Genomic DNA, 21,647 nt, shown 5'->3' on the forward strand with positions numbered 1-21,647 from the left:
CTTGCGGGAATCAATACAATAGGAAGCTTTGGGTGCGCTGGCGATGCTCGCGGGGCGGGATCGACAGCGCACTCCCAGCCAATGGGACGGTCGCGCCCGATGCGCGGGAAAACCCCGCCGCCTCAAACCGTGTAATCCACCGCAGCCCACTCGAAATAGCGCTTCAGATCCGCCACCAGGGCCTGGTGCAAGGGATGGAAGAGATAAGCATCCAGCGCCGCCTTGTCGTCTACCTCGGACTCCAGCACATAGTCCGAGCAAATCGCGCGATCCAGTTCATTTGCGGCAAAGCGCCAGCTCCGTATGGCGGGGATCAGCGCGCCCAGGGCCGCCATGCGCGCGGCGAGCGCGGCTTCCAGCGTGGCGTCCTTGGGCACATCCGGCTTGCGCCGGAACAACACGATATGCCGCATTCTTGCCTTCAGCATGGCACCCCCTCGCGCGCAATCAGCCAGGCTGGTGCATCTTGCAGCGCCACCGGACGCAGGAAGCGATCGAGCGCGGCGTAGCCCACCGAGGTGGTGAACGGTTGCGTCGACGCGGGGAAGGGGCCGCCGTGGTGCTGGGCGGCGGTCACGGCCACGCCGGTGGGCACGCCCGCAAACAGCACGCGCCCAGCCACCTGGGTGGCGGCGCGTACGAGTTCCAGCGTGGCGGCGTCCGGCGCTTCGCTGCCGGCATCCACGCCCCACAGCGTTACGGTGAGCGAGCCGCCTACGGCGCGCAGCACTTGCTGCGCCTGCTCGGGCGAGTCGATCCGCACCACCAGCGCGGCGGCGCCGAAGACTTCTTCGTGCAGGCTGTGGTCGGCAATAAAGTCCGCGGCGTCGACCTCGGCGAGGTAGGGGCGCGGCAGGGCGCCGGCGTCCGCTCGCGCCACTTCACCAAGCAGTGGCTTGAGCTTGTCGGACGCGCGCCAGCGCGCTACGCCCTGGTCAAACGCGGCGCGAATGCTGGCACTGAGCATGGCATGCGGCGCGAGCGCGTGCAGGGCGCCGGCCAACTCGCCCACGAAGGCGTCGCCGGCCGCATCCTTGCCGACCACGATCACGCCGGGGCTGGTGCAGAACTGGCCGCTGCCCAGGCAGATCGAGCTGGCCAGGTTTTGCGCCAGCGCGGCGCCGTTGCCGCTCAGCGCGCCTGGCAATACCACGAGCGGATTGACGGAGCCGAGTTCGCCGTAGAAGGGAACCGGATGCGCTCGCTCAGCCGCCACCTTGGCCAGCGCGGTGCCGCCCTTGAACGAGCCGGTGAATGCCATGGCTGCGATTGCCTCCGCTTGCACCAGGCGTACGCCGGTCTCGATGCCAGCGCCTTCGACAAAGCCGAAGATGCTGGCTGGCAGGCCTTGCCCGGCCACCACACGTTGCGCCAGCGCGGCGGTCTTGCGCGACAGTTCCGGATGCGCGGGATGCGCCTTCACTACCACCGGGCAGCCGGCCGCCAGCGCGGCGGCGGTGTCGCCGCCGAGCACCGAGAACGCAAACGGAAAATTGCTGGCGGAGAACATCGCCACCGGGCCCACGGGCACACGCACGCGTGTCAGGCGCGGCCGCCCCGCGGGTGGCGCGCCGGCGACGGCGGGATCGTCAAGGCTGGTGTGCGCGTCGCCGCGCTCCAGCACATCGGCAAAGCCGCGCAGCTGGAAGGCGGTGCGGTCCAGTTCGCCATTCAGTCGCGGCAGGCCGAGACCGCTCTCGCGGTCGGCCAGCGGCACCAGGGTTTCGCGATCCGCTTCGAGCGCGGCGGCCAGCGCGCGCAGCAGGGCGGCGCGTTGCGCGGCGGGGCTGGCGCCCCATTGGCCGGCCACGGCAGCGGCAGCGGCGACAGTGGCGTCGATCTGCGCCGGCGTGGAGGCCGGCCAGCTTGCGCCGATGGGCTGGCCACTGCGCGCGTCGATGGATTGCAGCAGGGAGGACATGGTCATACGCTCTTCAGGTGATAGCCGCGGCCCGCGTAGTCGAACGCCACCAGTTCATTGATGGGCGTCGCCTTGTCGGCGGGCGAGGCGTAGTAGGCACGGATTTCGGCGATCTTGCCGGTTTCGGGATCGAAGTCGTACCACTCGGCGCCACGCAGCGCGGTGCCGCTCTTGTTCTTCCAGTGCGTCCATTCGATCATCGCCTCCGGGCTGTCATGGCTGACGATGAGGCGCTCGATGGTCCATTGCGAGCCGAGCGTTTCCACGCACCAGATCCATTTCTTGGCGATGGTGTCAGCGGTGCGCCAGGGCACTTCGGGCAGGCCGGCGGGGAAATAGTGCACCGCGTCCGGCGTGAAGCAGTCCACCAGTGCGTCGTAGTCGGCCGCGTTGCAGGCGTCGAAGTAGCGGCGGATCAGCGCGGCGTGTTGTTCGGGGGTGAATTTGGCGGTCATCTTGGTCATGTATCCGGTTGGGCGGATTCAGCGGCTGCCGGCGGGTTTGGCTGCAGGGATCGGCGGGCGGCCGGCGGCAATCCATTCGCGATGCTGGGCGCGCGTGGCTTCGCTAGGCGGGTAGAGGCCCCACAGCGCTTCGCCGGCCTGCACGCGCAGCGCCAGGTAGGCTTCAACGTCGTCGCGCTTCTCGCACAGGCTGGCCATTTCCTCGGCTAGGTGGGCGGGGATCACGGTGATGTTGTCGCCGTCGCCGTGGATTACGTCGCCAGGATAGATCGCCACGCCGGCGCAGCCGATCGGGACTTGCAGGTCGGCCACGTGATGGTAGGACAGCCGCGTGGTGGCGGTCACGCCCGTGCTCCACACCGGGAAATCCATCTGGCTGAGCTCGGTGCCGTCGCGGAAGCTGCCGTCGGTGATGACCGCACGGGCGCCGCGCATCATCATCCGCGTGATCAGCATATTGCCCATGGAGGCGGCGCGGCCGTCGCGGTTGCTGTCGATCACCAGCACATGGCCCGGTTCAATCTGCTCCACGCCCACCCATTGCAGGTTGTCGGCGGAAGGCTCGGTGGTGAGGTTGCCATAGATGTCGATGTCTTCGCGCGCCGGGATGAAGCGCATGGTGTACGCGCGCCCGGCAAAGGGCTTGACCTTGGGGTTGAGCGGCGTCAGGCCGTGCAATACCGGCTGGCGAAAGCCCTTGATGTAGAGCTGCGTGGTCAGCGAGCCGCTGGTCACCTTGGCCAGGCGGTCAAGTACCGAATCCGGCACGAACGGCGCGGGCGCGCGTTGCGGGATATTGGCCAGGGGCGGGGGAGGCGTGAGGGTGGGGCTGGTGCTCATGATGCGCGCGGTCCAGGTTGCAAGTGGTCGGGGCGGCCCTTGTCCCAATCGGTGGGACAAACCTGGCCGCGTGTCAGCTGTGCTGGCTGATTGCATGGTATTGAACTTCACGAAAACTTAAAATGCTCACCAGAGGGGCGGCGCCGCCAGACTCCTTCGTTTTTTCCATATATTGAGACAAGCCACCATGTCAGTGAATCCCGGTGACGGTACCGGCGCAATCGAGAAAGCCATCGACGTGCTCGAAGCGGTGGGCGCCACCCCCGGCGGCGTCAGCCAGAGCGACCTGGCCGCGCAACTCGCGCTGCCGCGCACCACGGTGTACCGCCTGCTGGCCACGCTGGTGGCGCGCGGCATGCTGCGCCGCGATCCGCTGCGCAAGGTATACCGGCTGGGCTTTCGCTGCTTCGAGATGGCGCGCCAGGCCTACACCATGCCGGACCTGGTGGCCGCCGCCGCGCACGAGATGCGCGGCCTGCGCGACCTGACCGGCGAGACCTGCTACCTCGCCACGCTGGACGGGCTGGAGGTGATCTCGCTGGAGCGCTGCGACGGCGCCCACAGTGAACGCTCGGCAGCGGTGCTGGGCCAGCGCAAGCCTCTGCACTGCACCAGCCAGGGTAAGGCCATCCTGTCAGCCATGGACGGCCCGGCGCGCGATGCCATCGTGCGCGACCTGACGTTGAAGGCGCTCACGCCGCTCACCATCACCGATCGCCGCCGCCTCAACGCGGAGCTCAATATCACCGCGGCGCGCGGCTACTCGATTGACGACGAAGAGATCGTGATGGGCGTGCGTTGCGTGGGCGCGCCCATCGTCGACCCCGAAGGCGTGGTGCGCGGCGCCATCAGCGTGGCCGGCCCGGCCTATCGCCTCACGCGCGCGCGGCTGGAGCTGCTCGGCCCCGAGGTGGCGCAGGCCGCCCGCCGCATCGGCGCGCAGCTCGAAGGCGTACGCGCCCCGGCAGGAGACGCCGCGGTGACTGCCGTGCCTGGGCCGTGGGCCTTCCAGGGCGGGCATCCGCTGTGGTGCGCGCGGCGCCAGCGGCTGTACTGGGCCGACGTGCTGGCACCGTCGGTGCGCGTGCTGGACACCACGCAAGTCCCCGCGCGCGATGAACAATTGCTGCGGCTGGATGCGCCCATCACGGGCATGCTGCTGCGCGGCGAGGAGGTATGGGCCATGCACGACGATGGCGCGGTCGCCATCGCGGCGGATGGCAGCCGCCGCCCGCTGGAGGGCTGGCCCCGCGCGCCGCTGCAGGCGTTTTGCGATGGCGGCGACGCAGGCAACGGCGCGCAAGCTGCGCAAGCGACGTGGGCTGCCATGGAGTCCGCCGAAGGCGGATCGTCGGTCGGCCTGCTGCACGCCAACGGCAGCCTTGAGGTGCGCTGGCATCTCGGCGAGGCCGTGCAGGCGCTGTGCTGGAGCGCGGCGGACGACACGCTCTACGCCACCACGCCCGCCTCCGGCGCCATCCTGATGCTGCAACCCGGCTCCGCGGCGGTGCGCCGGCTGGCCAGCATGCCGCCGGGCGCGGGCAAGCTGAGCGGGCTTGCGCTGGACGCCAGCGGCGGCATATGGACGGCGCTGAGCGAGGGGTGGAGCGTGGTGCGCTTCACGCGTGACGGCACGCTCGATCGCGTGGTGGGCATGCCCGTGCCGTGTCCCAGCGATGTGGCGCTCGGCGGCGCGAACCTGGACACGCTCTACATCACCACCTCGCGGCAGCAGGTGCCGCTGGAAACGCTGGCCAAGGCGACGCAGTCCGGCTGCTTGTTTGAAGTAAAGGTCTGAGCGGTTCGAAACCATGCGTGCCTTCTAACTTGTAGTGGTGGATCTCATAGCCGCATTCCCCATCTTCCCATGTGAGCGTTGCTTTTTTATTTGTTCCAGGTCCATGCTGGCGAATGAGCAAAAAGCATGGGGAAATCCGTCGCGAAAGGGAATCTGTCGACAGACTCTCGCGAAGAGGTTCTATGCGCATCTTGATCCAGGCATGGGTTGAAGGGCAGGGAAACACGGCCCACTTGTCATCATGGCCAGTGTGTTCGCGCGCGAAGCCGATTTCGCACAGGCATCCGATCTGGGCTTGTTCACGCACCCGAGACCTCTATCCGCGATCAACAGCGCGCACGTGGCTCAATCCATCAACGATGAGTACAAAGGCGGCAGGCGAATTGAAGGGGTTGTTTTACAATGACAGTGCTCCTTCAGCTTTAATGCAATTAATCGCACCCCAACCCGTAACAGGAAATGTCGGCCGCCAGAGGCGCGTAGGGCAAGGCCTGGAGCAGGAAGCGCAGAGCGCGACGGCGGTAGCTGCGATGGTGTCCGCGGCAGCTCAACAACGAGCAATGGATTCCAGTCGTCGAGTGCAGGGATGCGATGCCCGGATCGCGCTTCGGCAGCGCACTACACACGCGCAGGTGCACGCACCCCACGACAAATCAGTTGGGATTCGGCGCAGTCGCTGGCTGAGATAACGCGCGCCGCACGTTGGGCTTGTAGTCCCTGTGCCCGTTTCGCACCGGCCTGTGTAACGTGTCCCGCATGCTGACCCGCCAGATCCACATGGGGCACCTACCACCAGACAGCAGCTCCTATCTGACCGCGATATGGCTATCCCTGCGGGAATCGCTGGCGCCGACATACGAGCCACGCTTCCTGAGCAGGATCTGCATGCCCCCGAAGTCCCAGGTACTCTCGGTCCTGGCGACCACGTCGTGGCCCAGGGCGGTGAGGCCCGAGATGGTTTCGGCAGGAAAACCGGGTTCCAGCACCACCTGTCGCCCCGGCCCGACCTTGAAGCGCGGTGCATCGACAATGGCCTGCGGGCTCTGCGCGTAATCGTCCAGGCGCACCATCATCTGGACGTGGCCCTGCGGCTGGAATGTGCCGCCGGTCGCGCCGAAGGCAATCGGCTCGCCGTCGCCGGCAAAGGCGAATCCCGGCAGGATGGTATGGAAGGGCCGCTTGCCGGGCCTGAGGAAAGACGGGGAACCGGCATCGGTGGAAAAGCATGCGCCGCGATTCTGCAGCGAAACACCGGCGTCGGGCACCACGATCCCCGAGCCGAATCCCATGTAGTTAGACTGGATCAGCGAGACCATCATGCCATCGCGGTCGCCTGCCGCAAGGTAGACCGTGCCCGCCAGTGGTCCGAACGTGTGGCCGAAATCCGAAGCTTGCCGCATATTGATGCGTGCCGCGGCGGCCTGAAGGCAGGGGGCTTGCAGGCGGTCGCTGACCTGCCCGATTGCGTAGTCCGTATCGCCGATCAACGGCCCGACTTCGGCAAACGCCAGTTTGATGGCCTCGATCTGGAGATGCAGCGAGGCCGCCGAGTCGGCCGGCAAGCGCGCGACATCGTGATGCGCGAGCACGCCCAGCGCAAACAGTGCCACCGCGCCCTGGCCGTTTGGCGGCAACTCGCTTACCTGTAGCGTGCCGTAGGGCGCCTGTATGGCATCGACCCACTCGGGTGCGTGCAGGCGTAGGTCTTCGGCGCTAAGGGCACCGCCTGTTTCGCGGGCGAACGTGGCGATTCGCCTGGCGGTCTCACCGGTGTAGAAGTCCTTGCCGTTGGTGCGCGCCACGCGTTCGAGCGTCTGCGCAAGCGTCGGCTGCAGGAACAGCGCCCCGGCCACGGGCGCTGCGCCGCCGGGGAGAAACACCGCCTCGAAGCCCGGCTGGCTGCGCAGCTTGGGCACCTGTTCCCGCCACTTCTGCGCGACACTGGGAGAGACGTGGAAGCCGGCCCGTGCGTAGCGGATCGCCGGCTCCAGCACGGTAGCGAGATCGAGCCGGCCAAAGCGCGTGACCAGCGCGGTCCAGGCCGAGACGGCGCCGGGAACGGTGACGCTATCCCATCCGCGCTGCGGCATCGCGGGCTGCCTGGCGAGACGAGCGACGTCGATACCCAGTGGCGCCCGGCCGCTGGCATTGAGGCCATGCAGCTTGCCGGCAACGAAGACCTGGGCAAACGCGTCGCCGCCGATCGAGTTGTTGGTGGGCTCCACCACCGCGATGGCGGCTGCCGCAGCGATGGCTGCGTCCACCGCATTGCCGCCGAACGCGAGGATGTCGAGCCCCGCCTGCGCGGCCAGCGGTTGGGATGCGATGACCATCTCGCTGCCATGCACGGCAGCCTTGAAGGAAGGGTAGCGCTCGGGGGCGGAGGCGGATGGCGCGTGCATGGGTTACTGCACCGCTAGGTGCTTGCTTTGGATCAGGTCGCCCCATTTCGCGTACTCGCTTTGCACGAAGGTCCTGAACGCCTCGGGGCTGCTCCATTCGATCTCGGCTCCCTGCGCGGCGAACTGCTGGCGCACCTCAGGCGACTTGAGGACGGCGACGAGATGCCGGTTGAGGACATCCACAACCGGGGCGGGCATGCCGGCCGGCCCGAAGACTCCAAACCAGGCGGTCACGTCGAAGCCCTGCACGCCAGACTCGGCGACCGTGGGCAAGCTCGGCAGCAAGCTGCTGCGGTGCGCTCCTGTGACGGCCAAGGCGCGGACGGTACCGGCCTGGATCTGGGCCTTGGCGGTGACCTGGAGGTCGAACATCAGGTTGACCTGGCCACCAAGCAGGTCGGCCAGGGCAGGTGCGCTGCCCTTGTACGGGACGTGGAGCAACCGGATATTGGCAGCCTTGGCCAACAGCTCGCCCGCGAGGTGGTTCGAGGTGCCGGCGCCAGCCGATGCATAGGTGATCTGGCCGGGGCGGGCTTTCGCCAGCGCAATCAGTTCGCCCATGGTTTTTGCCGGCACGGACGGGTTCTCCAGCACGACAAACGGCACGGATGCCACGCGGGAGATCGGCGTGAAGTCCTTGAGCGGATCATAGCCCACGCCACGATTGAGCGCGGGGTTCATCGCATGTGAGCTGACCGTGCCCATCAGCAGCGTATAGCCGTCGGGTGCTGCCTGGGCCACGAACTTGCTCCCGATGGCGGTGCCGGCACCCGCGCGGTTGTCCACCACCACAGGTTTGCCCACCCGTTCGGCGAGCCGCTGGGCGAGCAACCTGGCCAGGATATCGGCGGTGCCGCCAGGCGGATAGGGCACGACGAGGTGAATGGCGCGGTCCGGAAAAACTTGCGCGACGGCGGGCACTGGCAAGGCCAGTGTGGTGCTTGCTACGGCGAGTGCAAGCAGCCGGTAAAGAGATGTCAGCATAAGCAAGGCAGAGGAAGAATGACGCGCGGTCGGCGCGGAACGCTCAGGACAGCAGCGGGGCTTTGCCTTCGTCGACTTCGGCAATCGCCGGGATCTCCACGCCATGGCAGCCGACGTCTTCGCGGATCTCATCCAGCGAGCGCTTAATGATCGCCATCTCTTGCTCGGGATGCGTGGCGCCCAGGCCGTATTCGGCAGCGAGGGCGCGTGCCCGGCCCGCGCGCCGCTGCTCGTCCTCTGGCAGGTTGACGACAGCGTAGACCCCATTGAGCAGGCTGCCGCGCAGCTTCTTGGCGAATTTCTGCCCGAGCAGCGCCTTGTCGTCCGCCGATATTTCCGAGAAGAAGCGCCGCATGATGATGCGTCCGAACTGGATATGCCGCGCCTCGTCGCGCAGGATCAGCTTGCAGGCCGTCCTAATGGACGCGAAGCGCGCGTTCTCGTAGCGGGCCTGCAGCAGTTCGCCGGATAGCTGCTCGAACAAGGTGTTCACCGCCAGGCCGGCGAAGAAGCTCATCTGCTTCTCATCGCGCTCATCGTGGAAGCGGGGGATGATGGCGCGGAAGTAATCCGAGCGCGGCGACTCCTGGTAGCCGGATATGGCACGCGCTACGCGGAACGAGGCCTCGTGGTGGCGCAGTTCCTCGGCGATGAAGTTGACGACGTGCTGCTTCACCTCGAACGGCTGGTGCTCGAAGATCGCATCGCGCAAGCGCTCGGCGCCGTAGGGAATGGCGCCGTGTTCCATCCAGGCGCGCAGGCTCCACCACTCGCCGCCAGCCTCGCGCACTTCCGCGGGAATGTCGGCCTGCTCCAGGTCCGAGTAATCGATCTGCGTCGGGTCCCACGCCAGCGCACGCGCCTGCTCGCAAAGGCCCCAGACATCTTCGTAGGCCAGGGTGGAGACGATGGGGTACGGGTTGGGAACGGGCGTGAGTTCTTCAAGCAGGGAGGGGCGCATTGTGTGGTCCTGTGGGGCTCTTGCGTTTTGCTATATGGGCTCACTGTAGTTTGCACGGCCCTGATATTCCAAATACTATTCAAAGCTATCCTTGATACATGGAGTGAATCACCGTGACCGACTTGCGCCAGTTTCAACAGTTTGTCGCCGTGGCCGAGCTGCTGAGCTTCCGGCGCGCGGCCGAGGCGTTGCACATGTCCCAGCCGCCCCTGACGGTGGCCATCAAGAAGCTGGAAGAAACCATCGGCACCGAACTGTTTGAGAGGAACCGGCACATGGTGCGGTTGACCCCGGCCGGGGAAGTCTTCCTGGTGGAGGCGCGCAGGACCATTGCCCAGGCCGAGATCGCGGTCGAATCGGCGCGGCGCGCGGCTAGCGGCATGTTCGGGACCTTGCGGCTTTCGTTCGTGCCGAGTGCGGCGCTTGACGTGCTGCCGGACATCCTCAGGCGATTCCAGCAGGAGTACCCTGCGGTCAAGCTGATCCTGACAGGCGAGAGCAGCGGCAAACAGCTGGAGCTGCTGCGGCGCGGCGATACGGATGTCGCCATCGTGGTGCCGCCGGTGTATGAGCCCAAGGACCTGAGCATGGATATCCTGTGCGAGGAAACACTGGTGGTCGCCGTTCCGGCGGCGCATGCGCTGGCCAGGCGCAAGCGCCTGCGGCTGGAAGAGCTGAAGGCCGAAGCCTTCGTCGCGTTCCCCTTCGCGGAAGGGCCGGGCTACTCAGGGGTGATTCTGGCGGCTTGCCAGCGCGCGGGATTTTTTCCGCGTGTGGTTCAGGAGGCGGCGCAGATGCAGACCATCATCACGCTGGTCGCCGGGAACCTGGGCATTGCCATTGTGCCCAGGGCAATGACGAGGGTGCAGGCGCTGGGCGTGGTCTATATCGACGTGACGGAATCCCGTTCTTCGTTGCGATATCCCCTGGTGATGGCCTCGCTGACCAATACGGAAAATGCACTGGTGGGGGCGTTCGGGGCGGTGGCCAAGCGGTCGCTTGCGGGAGAGTGTTCTCTGCATGCGCTTATGGCGACGTGATGATGGCAGAGCGCGCCGCCACACATGCGGCACGCCGCGCCAGACGTGCAACAACGATCGCATCGTCTAGCGCCGCGAGCAATTAGAATCGGAAAGCGCTCCAGCGCTGATTCCAGCATGCTTTCCACGACGTTCCTACGAATACTTGCGTAGACGCTTACTCGGATGGGTGTGCACTAGGGGCGGAGTATGGAATACACCGGGCTTCGGCTCTCTAGCCAACTCTGATTTCGAATTCGAAGCTGGCCTTATCGCTAGTCCGCATAAGCAAATACGTATAAGTACCTTCCGTGCCGCACGGCACCTGCGTTATGTTCGGCAGGCATGCTGCGCTCGTCTTCGCGGCAAACTTTGTAGCACGTCATGAACCACACGGATCGCGTGGTCCATTGGGTTCTGAGCAGCCTCGAACTCGAGACCACCCTCTTTCACTTAGGGCAGTATTGTGGCAACTGGCGCGCCTCGGTTGCTGGACGCTTGCGTGCAGGGTTTCATCTGGTGCTGCATGGCGACTGCTGGTTGCACCTGCCCGGCGATATGGCCCCCGTGCAGCTGCGGGCAGGCGATGCAGTGTTTTTCCTACGCGACGTGCCACACCATCTGGGGCCACACGCCGAGCCGCAGGCCTGCGTGGCAGACGGCGAGATGCTGTCATTGGATGCGCTCTTGCCGCCATCGCTGTCCTCGACCGGACTCGCCTGCGGCTTCTTCGATTTCCGCCCCGGCCTGAGCGAGGTGCTGCTGGCACCATTCCCCGACTACTTGGTATTGCGAGGGGAGGGCGGTGAGCGTGACGATGCCGATGATGGATTGGCTGCCACCTGCGCTTTGTTTGATCTGATCCTCGCCGAGGCACGGCGTGGCGGCAGCGAGCCTTCGCCGCTGATCGCGCGGCTGATTGATCTGCTGTTCTTTTATGTGGTGCGTCACCTGGCCGCGCGCGACGACGTGGCGCAGGGACTGTGGCCGCTGTTGCGCAGCGCTGAGTTCTCGGGCCTGATGCTTGCGCTGATCCGGCATCCTGAACGGGCGTGGACGGTGGAGGCCATGGCGGCGTTGGTGCATATGTCCCGCGCCACCTTCTGCAAACGCTTTGTCGAGGCTAGCGGGCAGTCGCCGGCTGCCTTCCTGCTGTTGCTGCGGATGAAAGTGGCCGAGCAGCTGTTGGGCAGCCGATGCAGCATCGCCCAGGCGGCCGAGCGTGTTGGTTATCGCTCGGAGGCGGCCTTCGCGCGCGCTTTCAAAAAGGTAACCGGCTTGCAGCCGGGAGCCATGCGGCGACAGGGGCAGCGGTTGTCGCTGTCGTAGCACTCCCCTGGGCGGGCATGGCACACCGGCCAGCGAAACGCAGACGAAATGGCAGGGAATCGCGACGCTCGCGCATGGCTCCTGGCAGCCACTCGTCGCAAAATCGGCTGGTGTTCCACCTAATCCCAACGTGACGCCATGAGCCGTATCCCGCTGCAATCCGCCGAGACCGCCCCCGAAGCCAGCCGCCCCCTGGTGGCGCGCGCCATCGCCAACAACGGCTACCTGCCTAACCTGATCGCCGTACTGTCCAACGCGCCGGCGGCGCTGGAGGCCTACCTGACCGTGTCGGAGATCAATAGCCGCGGCTCACTGACACTGGCCGAGCGAGAGGTGGTGCAGCTCACCGCGGCCACCACGCATGGCTGCGGCTTCTGCGTGGCCGGCCATACGGCAATCGCGGTGAAGAAGGCCAAGCTGGATGCTGACACGGTGGGCGCATTGCGCGCCCAGGCCGCGTTGCCTGAAGTCCGGCTGGAGGCACTGGCCGACTTCACCCGCGCCGTGATCAGCATGCGCGGCGCGGTGCCGCAGGACGTGTTCGATGCCTTCCTGGCAGCAGGCTTCACCGTGGCGCAGACACTGGATGTGGTGCTGGGCGTGAGCCTGGCCACGCTGTGCAACTTCGGCAACAGCCTGGCGCAGACACCCTTGAACCCCGAGTTGGACGCGTACCGGTGGACACCTGCCGCGGCCTGACATCGCTGAATCGCAGAGGAACGCCGATGACTTTCTCCACATTCTCAAGCGTGCTGCCGCCGGATCTGGCGCAATGGCTGGCCGCCCATGCCGACGGGCTGGACAACGGCACCGCCGACCCGGGCGAGGTACTGCCACGCCTGGCTCAGGCCGGCTTATTTGGCGTCGGCGTGCCGCAGATCCTGGGCGGCAATGGCGGCACCCTCTCGGATGCTGTCGAGGCAGTGGCGGCAGTGGCCGAATATTCGCAGACGGCGGCATTCGTGTTGTGGGGCCAGCGCGCTTTCATCGAATACCTGCTGCAGACACCCAACCGCGCACTGGCGCAGCGCTGCCTGCGCGCGCTGCTGGATGGCCGCCTTGCCGGCGCCACCGGGCTATCCAATGCCATGAAGTTTCTTGGTGGCATCGAATCGCTACAGGTAACCGCGCGCGTCGGCGAGGCGGGCAACGTCTGGCTGATCGATGGTGTGGTGCCGTGGGCCACCAATCTGCATCCCGCGGGCTTTGCGGTGGCAGTGACTGCGGCCAGCGCATCCGGCGGATGTGCCGCCGTCTATGCCATTCCTTCGGGCCTGCCGGGCGTGGCGCGCAGCGAAGACCTGGACCTGATCGGCCTGCGCAGCAGTCATACCGCGTCGGTGCGCTTCGATGGCGTCGCATTGGATGCCGGCTGGTTGCTGCACGAAGACGCGCACCAGTTCTTGCCGCGTGTACGGCCGGCCTTCCTGGGCCTGCAGTGCGGCCTGGCAATCGGTCTGGCCCGGCGCGGCATTGCGGCGGCACGCGACGGTGTCGAAAGCGGTCGTTCCGTACTGGATGAAGAACTCGATGCGCTTGCCGCCGCGCTCGTCGGCGAGACACGCACGCTGCATGATGGACTGGGAGTCGGCGACTTCCTCGCTGCTCCCCGCACGCTGTTTGGCATCCGTATTCGCCTGGTAGAGCTGGCCGCGTCGGCGATGCAACTGGAGTTGCAAGCGCGCGGCGGTGCAGCCTACCTGCACGCGCGTACCGATGGCTTTGCGCGGCGCTGGCGCGAGGCGGCGTTCCTGCCCATCGTCACGCCCAGCCTGGTGCAACTGAAGACAGAGCTGGCGAGGCAAGCGGTGCTAGCCCCCCGGGTGGCGGCATGAGCGGAGCGCTGCTGGAGGGGCAGGGCCTGACGCTGGTCTACGGCAGCGGCGCGGCGTCGCGCACTGTGCTGCGCGGTGTGGACCTGCGGCTGGCAGCCGGCGAGGTGGTGTCGGTGATCGGCCCAAGCGGCGCCGGCAAGTCCAGTGTGCTGCGCCTGTTGGCCGGGCTGCAGCCGGCCACGCGAGGCAGGGTGCACATGCAGGGGGAGGTGCTGGACGCACCGCATCCACGCATTGCCGTGGCATTCCAGGATGCCTGCCTGCTGCCATGGCTTTCCGTGGCGCGCAACGTGGGGTTCGGCCTGGACTTTCGGCATCAGCCAGCCCTGGCGTGCGCAGGGCGTCATCAGCGTGTGGCGCGCACATTGGCTGCCGTCGGGCTGAGCCATGCGCAGCACCTCTTTCCCGCGCAATTGTCCGGCGGCATGGCGCAGCGGGTGGCCCTGGCGCGTTGTCTGGCGCGCCAACCGCTGGCACTGCTGCTCGACGAGCCTTTCGGCGCGCTGGACGAGATCACGCGCTCCGACATGCAGGCGCTGCTGCTGCGCATGGTACGCGAGTACGGCCCGGCGACGCTGCTGATCACCCACGACATTGACGAGGCGCTGCTGTTGTCCGACCGCATCGTCCTATTGGGGGCCGCGCCCGGCGAGCCGGCCAGCGTGCTGCGCGAATGGCGCATCGCGTTGCCCCATCCGCGGGAGGCGGAGGTCGAGGCTCTGGGTGCCCTACGCGTGGAGATCGTACGGGCACTGCGCAGCCTGCTGCGGCCCGGCGGCAGGACTTCCACCGCGCTGGCAGCGCATCCAGCGCCGCTGCACCAGACCGCGGCCATTTGAGGCAGCGCGACAGACACCACGAAACACCAAGACGAGGTCAACGATGTGCCAGGTTCCGATGTCCCGGCGCGAGCTTCTGAAGCTCTCCGCGCTTTTCACCGCTGGCGGTGCTCTGCCGCTGCTCAATGCACTGAACGCACGCGCGGCCAGCGAGCCGGATGCACCTGTGCGCATCGGCTACCTGCCGATCACCGATGCTACGCCACTGCTGGTGGCGCACAACAATGGCTATTTCGACAAGGAAGGCATTCAAGCCGAGAAGCCCACGCTGCTGCGCAGCTGGGCACAGTTGGTGGAGGCCTTCATTTCCGGCCAGGTCAATGTGGTGCATTTGCTGTCGCCGATGACCGTCTGGGCGCGCTTCAGCAGCCAGGTTCCCGCCAAGGTGGTGGCGTGGAATCACGTGGGCGGCTCCGGGTTGACGGTGGCGCCGCAGGTCGGATCGCTGCGCGACCTGGGGGGCAAGACGGTAGCGATCCCGTTCTGGTATTCGATTCACAACGTCGTGCTGCAGACGATGCTGAAGAAGGACGGCCTGGTGCCGGTGAGCCGCAAGAGCGGGGCGCTGGCGTCCAATGAGGTCAACTTGGTGGTGATGGCGCCATCCGATATGCCGCCCGCGTTGGCCACACGCCAGATCGAGGGCTATATCGTAGCCGAGCCGTTCAACGCCGCAGCGGAGACGATGAAGATCGGCAAGATACTGCGCTTCACTGGCGACGTGTGGCGCAATCATGCCTGCTGCGTGGTGTTCATGCACCAGCAGGATCTGGAGCGGCGCCCGGTGTGGGCGCAGAAGGTTGTCAATGCCATTGTCAAGGCGCAGCGCTGGACTCAGGACAACCGCGCCGAGGCGGCCGCGCTCCTGTCCAAGGATGGCGCCAACCGCTACACGCCACACACGCTGGACGCGTTGCGCCGGGTGCTGGTTCCCGATGCGGGCGAGCGTGCCCGCTATCTGGCCAGCGGCGCCATTCATCATGCCGACTGGAACGACAAGCGCATCGATTTCCAGCCCTATCCCTACCCCAGTTACACGGAAGAACTCGTGCGCCGGCTCAAGGGCACGCTGATCGAGGGCAATAGTGCCTTCCTGGCCGGGTTGGAGCCGCAGCGCGCCGCACGTGAGTTGGTGGACGATCGCTTCGTGCGCCGCAGCCTGGCCGAGGTGGGTGGGCTCAAGGCCTTCGGCTTTGGCGAGGGCTTCTTGCGGCAGGAGGAGATTGCAGCGTGAACGAGTCTGCCAACGATGCCTGGTCCGCCAGCGCCATAATGCGCGCACTGGCGGCACGGTTGTGGCCGGGATTGGCCGGTATGGCGGTGCTGCTCCTCCTTTGGTGGCTGGCCACCGGTGCCGGGCAGGCGCAAGGGCTAGCCACGCGCTTCACGCCCGGCGCCGCGCTGGCCAGCGCGGCGGAACTGCTGCGCCAGCCCGACTTTGCCCAGCATGCGCTGGTGAGCCTGCGACGCGTGTTGTTGGGACTGGCGATGGCACTTGCCGTGGGCGTGCCGCTTGGCTTGCTGGTGGGCGGAGCGGCGCTGGTGGATGCCGCGGTGTCGCCGGCTTTCCAGTTCCTGCGCATGATCTCGCCGTTATCCTGGATGCCCGTGGTCGTGATGGTGCTGGGCGTGGGCGACCGCCCGGTGCTGTTCCTGCTGGCCTTCGCCGGAGTCTGGCCCATTCTGCTCAATACCGCCGCCGGGGTGCGCAACCTTGACCCCCGCTGGGTCACGCTCGCCCGCAGCCTGGCCGCCACGCGCGGGGAGATGCTGATGCGGGTGGTGCTGCCAGGCGTAGTGGGCAGCGTGCTGACTGGGCTGCGGCTGTCGATCGGCATCGTGTGGATCGTGCTGGTGCCGGCTGAAATGCTGGGGGTGAATGCCGGCCTGGGCTACTTCATCCTCGATACGCGCGATCGGCTGGCGTACTCGGAGCTGCTTGCGACCGTGCTGGTGATCGGGCTGCTGGGTTTCCTACTCGACAGCTGCGCGCGCTGGCTGCAGCGCTGGTGGGCTCCTGCATAGCAGACCAGTGCGGGGCGGGGGAGGCGCCCCGCCGCCTCGTGGTGGCCGCCATCTCAATCAGTGAGAGATCAACCGTCAAGGGGCGCCAGTCTTCGCGCAGCCGGGGAAGCTGCGCAAGCTAGCGCTCCGGTGGCTTCCCTCGGGCTCGGGCTGTTAGGCACATCCTGCACGGACCCGGGCTCGCAGCACATCCGCTTTGATGATGGTCACTTGTCCCGAGCCATGCACCTATCGAATTTCGCCTGAGCATATGCATCCGCCCCGCATATGCTCAGGCGAAATGGGCGCTTGGCCCGACCCTCGTCGCAGTCCAGAATCTACGCTTTTGATGTTCCGGTACTTGCGTTCCGCAAGGGCCAGCAGCGCTTTCCTATGCCTCGCCAGATTCGCTTTAATGCCTTCTTGATGAATTGCGTGGTGCACCTCGCACCTGGTCAATGGACCGCTCCGGACGACAATTCGATTGGTTACCTCGACCCCAGCTATTGGGTCGATCTCGCCAAGCTGCTCGAGAAGGGGTTGTTCGACGGCCTTTTCCTCGGCGACATCACTGGGATCTATGACGTATTTGGCGACAGTGCCGACGTCGCGCTGCGTACTGCCGCCCAGGTGCCGATGAACGATCCCGTACCACTGATCCCGCTGATGGCGCATGCCACCCGGCACCTGGGCTTCGGCGTGACGGTATCCGTGGCTTACGAGGCCCCCTACCTGCTGGCGCGCCGCCTGACCACGCTGGATCACCTCAGCGGCGGGCGCGTGGCATGGAATATCGTCACCTCTTACCTGGACAGCGGCGCGCGCAGCCTGGGCCAGCGCGAGCAGCGCGCCCACGACGAACGCTACGAGCGTGCCGACGAATACCTGGAGGTCTGCTACAAGCTGTGGGAGGGAAGCTGGGAAGACGCCGCGCTGCAGCGCGACGCGCAGCGCGGCGTGTACGCCGACCCTGCCCGCATCCATGCCATCAAGCACGATGGACGCTACTTTCAGCTCGACGGCGTGTTCCAGTGCGAGCCCTCGCCGCAGCGCACGCCAGTGCTGTTCCAGGCCGGCGGCTCGGCGCGCGGCACGCGGTTTGCGGCCAGGCATGCCGAATGCGTCTTCGTTGGTGCACCCACGCGCAATGGCCTGCGTAAGTCGGTGCAGGCACTGCGCACGGAGCTGGAAGCGGCCGGCCGCGCCCCCGACAGCGCTCAGCTGTTCGCCATGCTCACCGTGATCGTCGACGAAACCGCCGAGAAGGCGCAGGCCCGCTACGCCGCCTACAAGCAGCGCGCCAGCTACGAAGGGGCGATGGCACTGCTCTCCGGCTGGACCGGCATCGACTTGTCGCACTACGCGCCCGACGACACCCTCACCTATGTGGACACCCAGGCCGGCCAATCCGCGCTGGCCTCGTTTAGCAAGCTGGACCCCGAACGCATCTGGACCGTGCGCGACGCGGTGGAGTTCATCGCGATCGGCGGGCGCGGCCCGGTGGTGGTGGGTGACCCGGTTCAGGTGGCGGACGAGCTGCAGGCTTGGATGGAGGACACCGGCATCGACGGTTTCAACCTGGCCTGGGTGGAATCGCCGCGGACCTTCCATGACATCGTCGAGTATCTCGTGCCCGAGTTGCAGCACCGTGGTGCCTACAAGACCAGCTATGCGGCGGGCACGCTGCGCGAGAAGCTGCTCGGCAGCGGCCCGCGGCTGCAGGCACCGCATGTCGGCGCAGGTTTCCGCCGCGGCAGCGATGCGGCCTGAGCCGCATTCCTTTCCCACCAATTCCATAGCAGGACCACCATGCCCCGCGTCAGCGAACTCGACCCCAATACCTTCGGCCACGCCCAGCGCGAGCTGTTCAACCAGTTCACCGGCAACGGCGCGCACTTTGCCGACCAGTTCTCGGTGCTGTCCCACGTTGGCCCGGCAGCCGAACACCTGCCGCGCATGCTGCTGGAACTGAAGGCGCGCAATGCTGTGCCCCACCGCTATATCGAGATGGCCATCGTGGTGGTGTCGCTGCTTAACGACTGTGACTACTGCGTACGCAGCCATGCGCCGCGGCTGGCGGTGGAAGGCGTCAGCGAGGCCGGCGCGCAGCGCCTGCTCGACTACGCCGATCATCCCGAGCTGGACGCCGTGGACAAGCTGGTGGTGGAGTATGCCGTTGCCGTCACCAATGCCCCGCAACGTATCCGCGACGGGGTATTTGCCCGGCTGCTCGCGCATTTCAGCGAGGCGCAGGTGGTGGAGCTGACGCTGCGTATCTCGCTGTGTGGTTTCTTCAACCGCTTCAACCAGGCACTGCAGATCGGCGAGGACGCCACCGCCGTGCATCCGGTTTGAGCGCTCGCACTGACCACGCTATTGAAGTCATTTCCCTCTCTCGAATACGTATTCATGCCTGAATCTTCCCTTGACCGCCGTGCATTCCTCGGTCTCGCCGGCGCCGCGCTAGCCGCGCTTTCCATCCCCAACCTCGCCGTCGCGCAGGGCAACGGACCGATCCGCATCGGCGTGCTGGTGCCGCTGTCCGGCGGTGGTGGCGCCTACGGGCCGGGCATGGCCAACGCCGCGCGCAAGGCGGCCGAGTTCATCAACAACGAAGGCGGCGGCGTGCTGGGGGGGCGCAAGCTGGAGATCCTGGTCGAAGACAGCGAAAGCAATCCCACTGCCGGCGTGGCCGCGGTGCGCAAGCTGTTGGATGTGTCCAAGGTGTCGGCCATCGTCGGCGTATGGAGCAGCGCCGTGGCCATGGCCATCAAGCCGTTGACCATCGAGAAAGGCGTGCCGCTGCTGGTCAGCGGGTCGGGCGACGAAGTGACCCAGGGTGACAACAAGGGCCTGGTGTGGCGCTTCCAGGCCCGCGGCAGCGACTGGGGCGCGGTGTTCGCCCGCGCCGCGCTCAAGGACGGCGCGCGCAAGGCCTCGCTGCTGGTGCTGCAGACGCCGTTCACGCTGAGCATGGTTGATCCCTTCATCAACGCCTTCAGGCAGGGCGGTGGGCAGATCCTGGATGTGGTGTACTACAACCCGAACCAGCCCTCCTACCGTGCGGAGGTGGAGAAGGTCTTCGGTAAAAAGCCCGATGCGGTGTTCCTGCCGAGCTATCTGCCGGACCTGTCCGCCATCGCGCGGGAGGTCTATCGCAGCGGCTTTAGCGAGACGCGCATCTATGCCAATTCGTCGTCGGCCGATGCCGAGGGCGCCTTCGTCAAGAACGTGGGCAAGGCCGTGGCCGAGGGGATCCACCATATCCAGTCGATTCCGCCGGCCGAGTCCACCGCCTACAAGACCTTCGCGCGCCAGGCCACTATCCCGGCTGGCACCTTGGCTATCTTCCCGTCCAATGTGTGGGACGAGATCTCGGTGTTGGCGCTCGCCATCGAGCGTGCCGGCAGCGCTGATCCGCAAGTATTCTCCAAAGCCATCTTGCCCGTGGTCAATGGCACGGGCACCGGCGCTAAGCTCGTCGAGAACCCGGTGGACGGCCTGAAGGCGTTGCGCGCCAGGCAGGCCATCGCCTACAGCGGTGCCGGCTCGCGCTTCCAGTTCACCCCCACCGGCGACCAGCTCAACCGGCAGTACGGGCACTTCGTCGTCAAGGACGGTGCCAATAAGCTGCTCGAAACGCTGAAGTGATGCCTGATGCTGCATTGCAGGCTGGCCTCGTGGCGGACGTCCACGCGGCCACGCCGTTGCACTCTCAACGCACCGAACGTACCCTACGCACGTTGTCGGCCGAAGCGGTCAGCTTGGCCTTTGGCGGGGTGCGCGCGCTCGATGGTGCCACACTGCGCTTGGCGCCAGGCCGCATCACCGGGCTGGTCGGGCCCAACGGCGCTGGCAAGTCGAGCCTGTTCAACGTGCTGGCCGGCTCGCTGCGCCCAGATCGCGGCAGCGTGCGGCTCGCCGGTGCGGACATCACGCGCTTGCCGGTGCATGCGCGTGCCCATGCCGGCATCGCCCGCACCTTCCAGCTGGCGCGCGAGTTGGACAGCTTGACCGTGCTGGAGAACATGCTGCTGGCAGCACCCGTGCAACCCGGCGAAAGCCTGAGGCGTCTGCTGTTCTCCCGCCGCAGCGTGCGGCGCGCGGAAGAGCAGGCCATCGAGCGCGCGCTGTCTTTGCTGGCGCGTGTGCGCCTGACTCGGCTGGCCGATGAATCCGCCAGCGCGTTGTCGGGCGGCCAGAAGAAGCTGCTGGAGCTATGCCGCGCGCTGATGCTGGAGCCGGATATCGTGCTGCTCGACGAGCCGGCAGCCGGCGTCAATCCGGCCTTGATCGAGGAGTTGTGCCAGTTCATCCTCGCGCTGCGCGACGAGGGCAAGACCTTTGCCATCGTCGAGCACAACATGGACATGGTGGCAGCGCTGTGCGACCACGTCTACGTGCTGGCCGAAGGGCGCGTGCTGACGCAAGGCAGCTTTGATGCCGTCACCGCCGATGCGCGCGTGCGCGAAGCCTACCTGGGAGCACTGCAATGAAGACGGGCTTGAGGCTGCATGGCGTCTGTGCAGGCTATCAGGGCAAGGACATCCTGCACGAGGTCAGCTTTGAGATTCCGCGGGGCGGTGCGCTCACTGTGATCGGGCCCAACGGCTCGGGCAAGTCCACGTTGCTGAAGTCGGTAGTGGGTCTGTTGCCGCTGTCGGCTGGCACCATCCATCTTGGCGACGGGCCGATCGGCACGCTGGACGCACCGGCCCGCGCCCGCCTCGGCCTTGCCTATGTGCCGCAGGAAGGCAACGTCTTTGCCAACCTGCCGGTGTCCGACAACCTGCGCCTGGGCTGGGAATTCCTGCACCCCCGCGCCGGCGCCGGCGCGCGCCGCGAGCGGCTGGACTACGTGCTTGAGCTGTTCCCCGAGATCCGTGGCCGCCTGGCGACCAGTGCCGGCCTGCTTAGCGGCGGCCAGCGCCAGATGGTGGCGATCGCCTCGGCGCTGATGCAGACGCCCTCGCTGCTGGTGCTGGACGAGCCCTCGGCGGGACTGTCGCCGCGCAATGCGGGGTTGCTGTTCGAATCGATTGCCCGCATCCGCGCCACGGGGATCACGCTGTTGATGATCGAGCAGAACGTCAAGCTCGGTCTGGCCGCGGCCGACACCGGCTTGGTGCTCGCGGCTGGCCAGGTCAGGCTCGTCGCTCCGGCGGCGGGGCTGGCTGCCGATGACGCGGTGCATCGCCTCTACCTGGGCTCTCGCCCCGCCGAAGCCGCTGCTTCCTGAAGACCCCCATTC

At 66.6% G+C, this 21,647-nt stretch carries 20 protein-coding genes; 13 read left to right on the forward strand and 7 right to left on the reverse strand.

Annotation, left to right across the window (positions count from 1 at the left end; translation table 11 throughout):
* Nucleotides 1-122: 122 nt before the first annotated feature.
* The 4 genes from ACX12D_RS36355 to ACX12D_RS36370 are packed head-to-tail and all read right to left on the reverse strand — an operon-like array spanning nt 123 to nt 3,225.
* Complete coding sequence (locus ACX12D_RS36355) at nt 123-428, reverse strand: Dabb family protein (protein ID WP_459376678.1); 306 nt, start codon at nt 426-428, stop codon at nt 123-125.
* Nucleotides 422-1,927, reverse strand: coding sequence for an aldehyde dehydrogenase (NADP(+)) (locus tag ACX12D_RS36360; RefSeq protein ID WP_459376679.1), 1,506 nt, complete (start codon nt 1,925-1,927; stop codon nt 422-424). The genes ACX12D_RS36355 and ACX12D_RS36360 overlap by 7 nt, the downstream gene beginning before the upstream one ends.
* On the reverse strand, nt 1,924-2,376 hold the full coding sequence (locus ACX12D_RS36365; RefSeq protein WP_459376680.1) for a nuclear transport factor 2 family protein: 453 nt from the start codon (nt 2,374-2,376) through the stop codon (nt 1,924-1,926). Before ACX12D_RS36365 ends, ACX12D_RS36360 begins: the two co-directional genes overlap by 4 nt.
* A 27-nt stretch (nt 2,377-2,403) precedes the next feature.
* The gene (locus tag ACX12D_RS36370) at nt 2,404-3,225 is read right to left on the reverse strand and encodes an RraA family protein (RefSeq protein ID WP_459376681.1); all 822 of its coding nucleotides are present in this window, start codon (nt 3,223-3,225) and stop codon (nt 2,404-2,406) included.
* Between the two features lie 187 nt (nt 3,226-3,412).
* Between ACX12D_RS36370 and ACX12D_RS36375 the strand changes: the two genes are divergently transcribed.
* Nucleotides 3,413-5,023: an IclR family transcriptional regulator domain-containing protein gene (locus ACX12D_RS36375; RefSeq protein ID WP_459376682.1), complete on the forward strand. Its 1,611-nt coding sequence runs from the start codon at nt 3,413-3,415 to the stop codon at nt 5,021-5,023.
* 806 nt (nt 5,024-5,829) lie between these two features.
* Here the strand turns inward: ACX12D_RS36375 and ACX12D_RS36380 are convergent.
* From ACX12D_RS36380 to ACX12D_RS36390, 3 genes are read right to left on the reverse strand one after another with little or no spacing between them, the layout of a single operon-like run.
* Nucleotides 5,830-7,425, reverse strand: a complete 1,596-nt coding sequence (locus ACX12D_RS36380) for a gamma-glutamyltransferase family protein (protein ID WP_459376683.1) — start codon at nt 7,423-7,425, stop codon at nt 5,830-5,832.
* Nucleotides 7,426-7,428: 3 nt separating this feature from the next.
* Nucleotides 7,429-8,409, reverse strand: a complete 981-nt coding sequence (locus tag ACX12D_RS36385; protein WP_459376684.1) for a Bug family tripartite tricarboxylate transporter substrate binding protein — start codon at nt 8,407-8,409, stop codon at nt 7,429-7,431.
* 43 nt (nt 8,410-8,452) lie between these two features.
* Nucleotides 8,453-9,370 carry a ferritin-like domain-containing protein gene (locus tag ACX12D_RS36390; protein ID WP_459376685.1) on the reverse strand — a complete coding sequence of 306 codons (918 nt, stop codon included), beginning with the start codon at nt 9,368-9,370 and terminating at the stop codon, nt 8,453-8,455.
* Between the two features lie 113 nt (nt 9,371-9,483).
* Between ACX12D_RS36390 and ACX12D_RS36395 the strand changes: the two genes are divergently transcribed.
* The 12 genes from ACX12D_RS36395 to ACX12D_RS36450 all read left to right on the forward strand — a co-directional run bounded on the left by ACX12D_RS36395 (nt 9,484) and on the right by ACX12D_RS36450 (nt 21,635).
* Entirely contained in the window at nt 9,484-10,410 is a 927-nt protein-coding gene (locus ACX12D_RS36395; protein WP_459376686.1) for a LysR family transcriptional regulator, read from the forward strand.
* Between the two features lie 363 nt (nt 10,411-10,773).
* Nucleotides 10,774-11,718, forward strand: coding sequence for a cupin domain-containing protein (locus ACX12D_RS36400; protein WP_459376687.1), 945 nt, complete (start codon nt 10,774-10,776; stop codon nt 11,716-11,718).
* 138 nt (nt 11,719-11,856) lie between these two features.
* Nucleotides 11,857-12,417, forward strand: coding sequence for a carboxymuconolactone decarboxylase family protein (locus ACX12D_RS36405; protein ID WP_459376688.1), 561 nt, complete (start codon nt 11,857-11,859; stop codon nt 12,415-12,417).
* 50 nt (nt 12,418-12,467) lie between these two features.
* Nucleotides 12,468-13,553, forward strand: a complete 1,086-nt coding sequence (locus tag ACX12D_RS36410; protein WP_459377422.1) for an acyl-CoA dehydrogenase family protein — start codon at nt 12,468-12,470, stop codon at nt 13,551-13,553.
* Nucleotides 13,550-14,392, forward strand: coding sequence for an ABC transporter ATP-binding protein (locus ACX12D_RS36415; protein WP_459376689.1), 843 nt, complete (start codon nt 13,550-13,552; stop codon nt 14,390-14,392). The genes ACX12D_RS36410 and ACX12D_RS36415 overlap by 4 nt, the downstream gene beginning before the upstream one ends.
* A gap of 43 nt (nt 14,393-14,435) precedes the next feature.
* Nucleotides 14,436-15,626, forward strand: a complete 1,191-nt coding sequence (locus ACX12D_RS36420; protein WP_459376690.1) for an ABC transporter substrate-binding protein — start codon at nt 14,436-14,438, stop codon at nt 15,624-15,626.
* Between the two features lie 38 nt (nt 15,627-15,664).
* Nucleotides 15,665-16,417 carry an ABC transporter permease gene (locus ACX12D_RS36425; RefSeq protein ID WP_459377423.1) on the forward strand — a complete coding sequence of 251 codons (753 nt, stop codon included), beginning with the start codon at nt 15,665-15,667 and terminating at the stop codon, nt 16,415-16,417.
* 372 nt (nt 16,418-16,789) lie between these two features.
* The gene (locus tag ACX12D_RS36430; RefSeq protein WP_459376691.1) at nt 16,790-18,166 is read left to right on the forward strand and encodes an LLM class flavin-dependent oxidoreductase; all 1,377 of its coding nucleotides are present in this window, start codon (nt 16,790-16,792) and stop codon (nt 18,164-18,166) included.
* Between the two features lie 39 nt (nt 18,167-18,205).
* Nucleotides 18,206-18,751 carry a carboxymuconolactone decarboxylase family protein gene (locus ACX12D_RS36435; RefSeq protein ID WP_459376692.1) on the forward strand — a complete coding sequence of 182 codons (546 nt, stop codon included), beginning with the start codon at nt 18,206-18,208 and terminating at the stop codon, nt 18,749-18,751.
* Between the two features lie 54 nt (nt 18,752-18,805).
* Nucleotides 18,806-20,047 carry an ABC transporter substrate-binding protein gene (locus ACX12D_RS36440; protein WP_459376693.1) on the forward strand — a complete coding sequence of 414 codons (1,242 nt, stop codon included), beginning with the start codon at nt 18,806-18,808 and terminating at the stop codon, nt 20,045-20,047.
* Nucleotides 20,047-20,892, forward strand: a complete 846-nt coding sequence (locus tag ACX12D_RS36445; RefSeq protein WP_459376694.1) for an ABC transporter ATP-binding protein — start codon at nt 20,047-20,049, stop codon at nt 20,890-20,892. Before ACX12D_RS36440 ends, ACX12D_RS36445 begins: the two co-directional genes overlap by 1 nt.
* The gene (locus ACX12D_RS36450) at nt 20,889-21,635 is read left to right on the forward strand and encodes an ABC transporter ATP-binding protein (RefSeq protein WP_459376695.1); all 747 of its coding nucleotides are present in this window, start codon (nt 20,889-20,891) and stop codon (nt 21,633-21,635) included. Before ACX12D_RS36445 ends, ACX12D_RS36450 begins: the two co-directional genes overlap by 4 nt.
* The last annotated feature ends 12 nt before the right edge of the window (nt 21,636-21,647 follow it).

It is taken from the genome of Cupriavidus sp. PET2-C1, from assembly GCF_054515855.1.

Bases quoted from the DNA above. Each gene is read 5' to 3' on its own strand.
- ACX12D_RS36360 (WP_459376679.1), bottom strand. From the start codon at position 1,927: ATGACCATGTCCTCCCTGCTGCAATCCATCGACGCGCGCAGTGGCCAG.
- ACX12D_RS36420 (WP_459376690.1), top strand. From the start codon at position 14,436: ATGTGCCAGGTTCCGATGTCCCGGCGCGAGCTTCTGAAGCTCTCCGCG.
- ACX12D_RS36365 (WP_459376680.1), bottom strand. From the start codon at position 2,376: ATGACCGCCAAATTCACCCCCGAACAACACGCCGCGCTGATCCGCCGC.
- ACX12D_RS36450 (WP_459376695.1), top strand. From the start codon at position 20,889: ATGAAGACGGGCTTGAGGCTGCATGGCGTCTGTGCAGGCTATCAGGGC.
- ACX12D_RS36440 (WP_459376693.1), top strand. From the start codon at position 18,806: ATGCCTGAATCTTCCCTTGACCGCCGTGCATTCCTCGGTCTCGCCGGC.
- ACX12D_RS36385 (WP_459376684.1), bottom strand. From the start codon at position 8,409: ATGCTGACATCTCTTTACCGGCTGCTTGCACTCGCCGTAGCAAGCACC.
- ACX12D_RS36370 (WP_459376681.1), bottom strand. From the start codon at position 3,225: ATGAGCACCAGCCCCACCCTCACGCCTCCCCCGCCCCTGGCCAATATC.
- ACX12D_RS36400 (WP_459376687.1), top strand. From the start codon at position 10,774: ATGAACCACACGGATCGCGTGGTCCATTGGGTTCTGAGCAGCCTCGAA.
- ACX12D_RS36380 (WP_459376683.1), bottom strand. From the start codon at position 7,425: ATGCACGCGCCATCCGCCTCCGCCCCCGAGCGCTACCCTTCCTTCAAG.
- ACX12D_RS36425 (WP_459377423.1), top strand. From the start codon at position 15,665: ATGCGCGCACTGGCGGCACGGTTGTGGCCGGGATTGGCCGGTATGGCG.
- ACX12D_RS36355 (WP_459376678.1), bottom strand. From the start codon at position 428: ATGCTGAAGGCAAGAATGCGGCATATCGTGTTGTTCCGGCGCAAGCCG.
- ACX12D_RS36375 (WP_459376682.1), top strand. From the start codon at position 3,413: ATGTCAGTGAATCCCGGTGACGGTACCGGCGCAATCGAGAAAGCCATC.
- ACX12D_RS36415 (WP_459376689.1), top strand. From the start codon at position 13,550: ATGAGCGGAGCGCTGCTGGAGGGGCAGGGCCTGACGCTGGTCTACGGC.
- ACX12D_RS36445 (WP_459376694.1), top strand. From the start codon at position 20,047: ATGCCTGATGCTGCATTGCAGGCTGGCCTCGTGGCGGACGTCCACGCG.
- ACX12D_RS36390 (WP_459376685.1), bottom strand. From the start codon at position 9,370: ATGCGCCCCTCCCTGCTTGAAGAACTCACGCCCGTTCCCAACCCGTAC.
- ACX12D_RS36430 (WP_459376691.1), top strand. From the start codon at position 16,790: ATGCCTCGCCAGATTCGCTTTAATGCCTTCTTGATGAATTGCGTGGTG.
- ACX12D_RS36405 (WP_459376688.1), top strand. From the start codon at position 11,857: ATGAGCCGTATCCCGCTGCAATCCGCCGAGACCGCCCCCGAAGCCAGC.
- ACX12D_RS36435 (WP_459376692.1), top strand. From the start codon at position 18,206: ATGCCCCGCGTCAGCGAACTCGACCCCAATACCTTCGGCCACGCCCAG.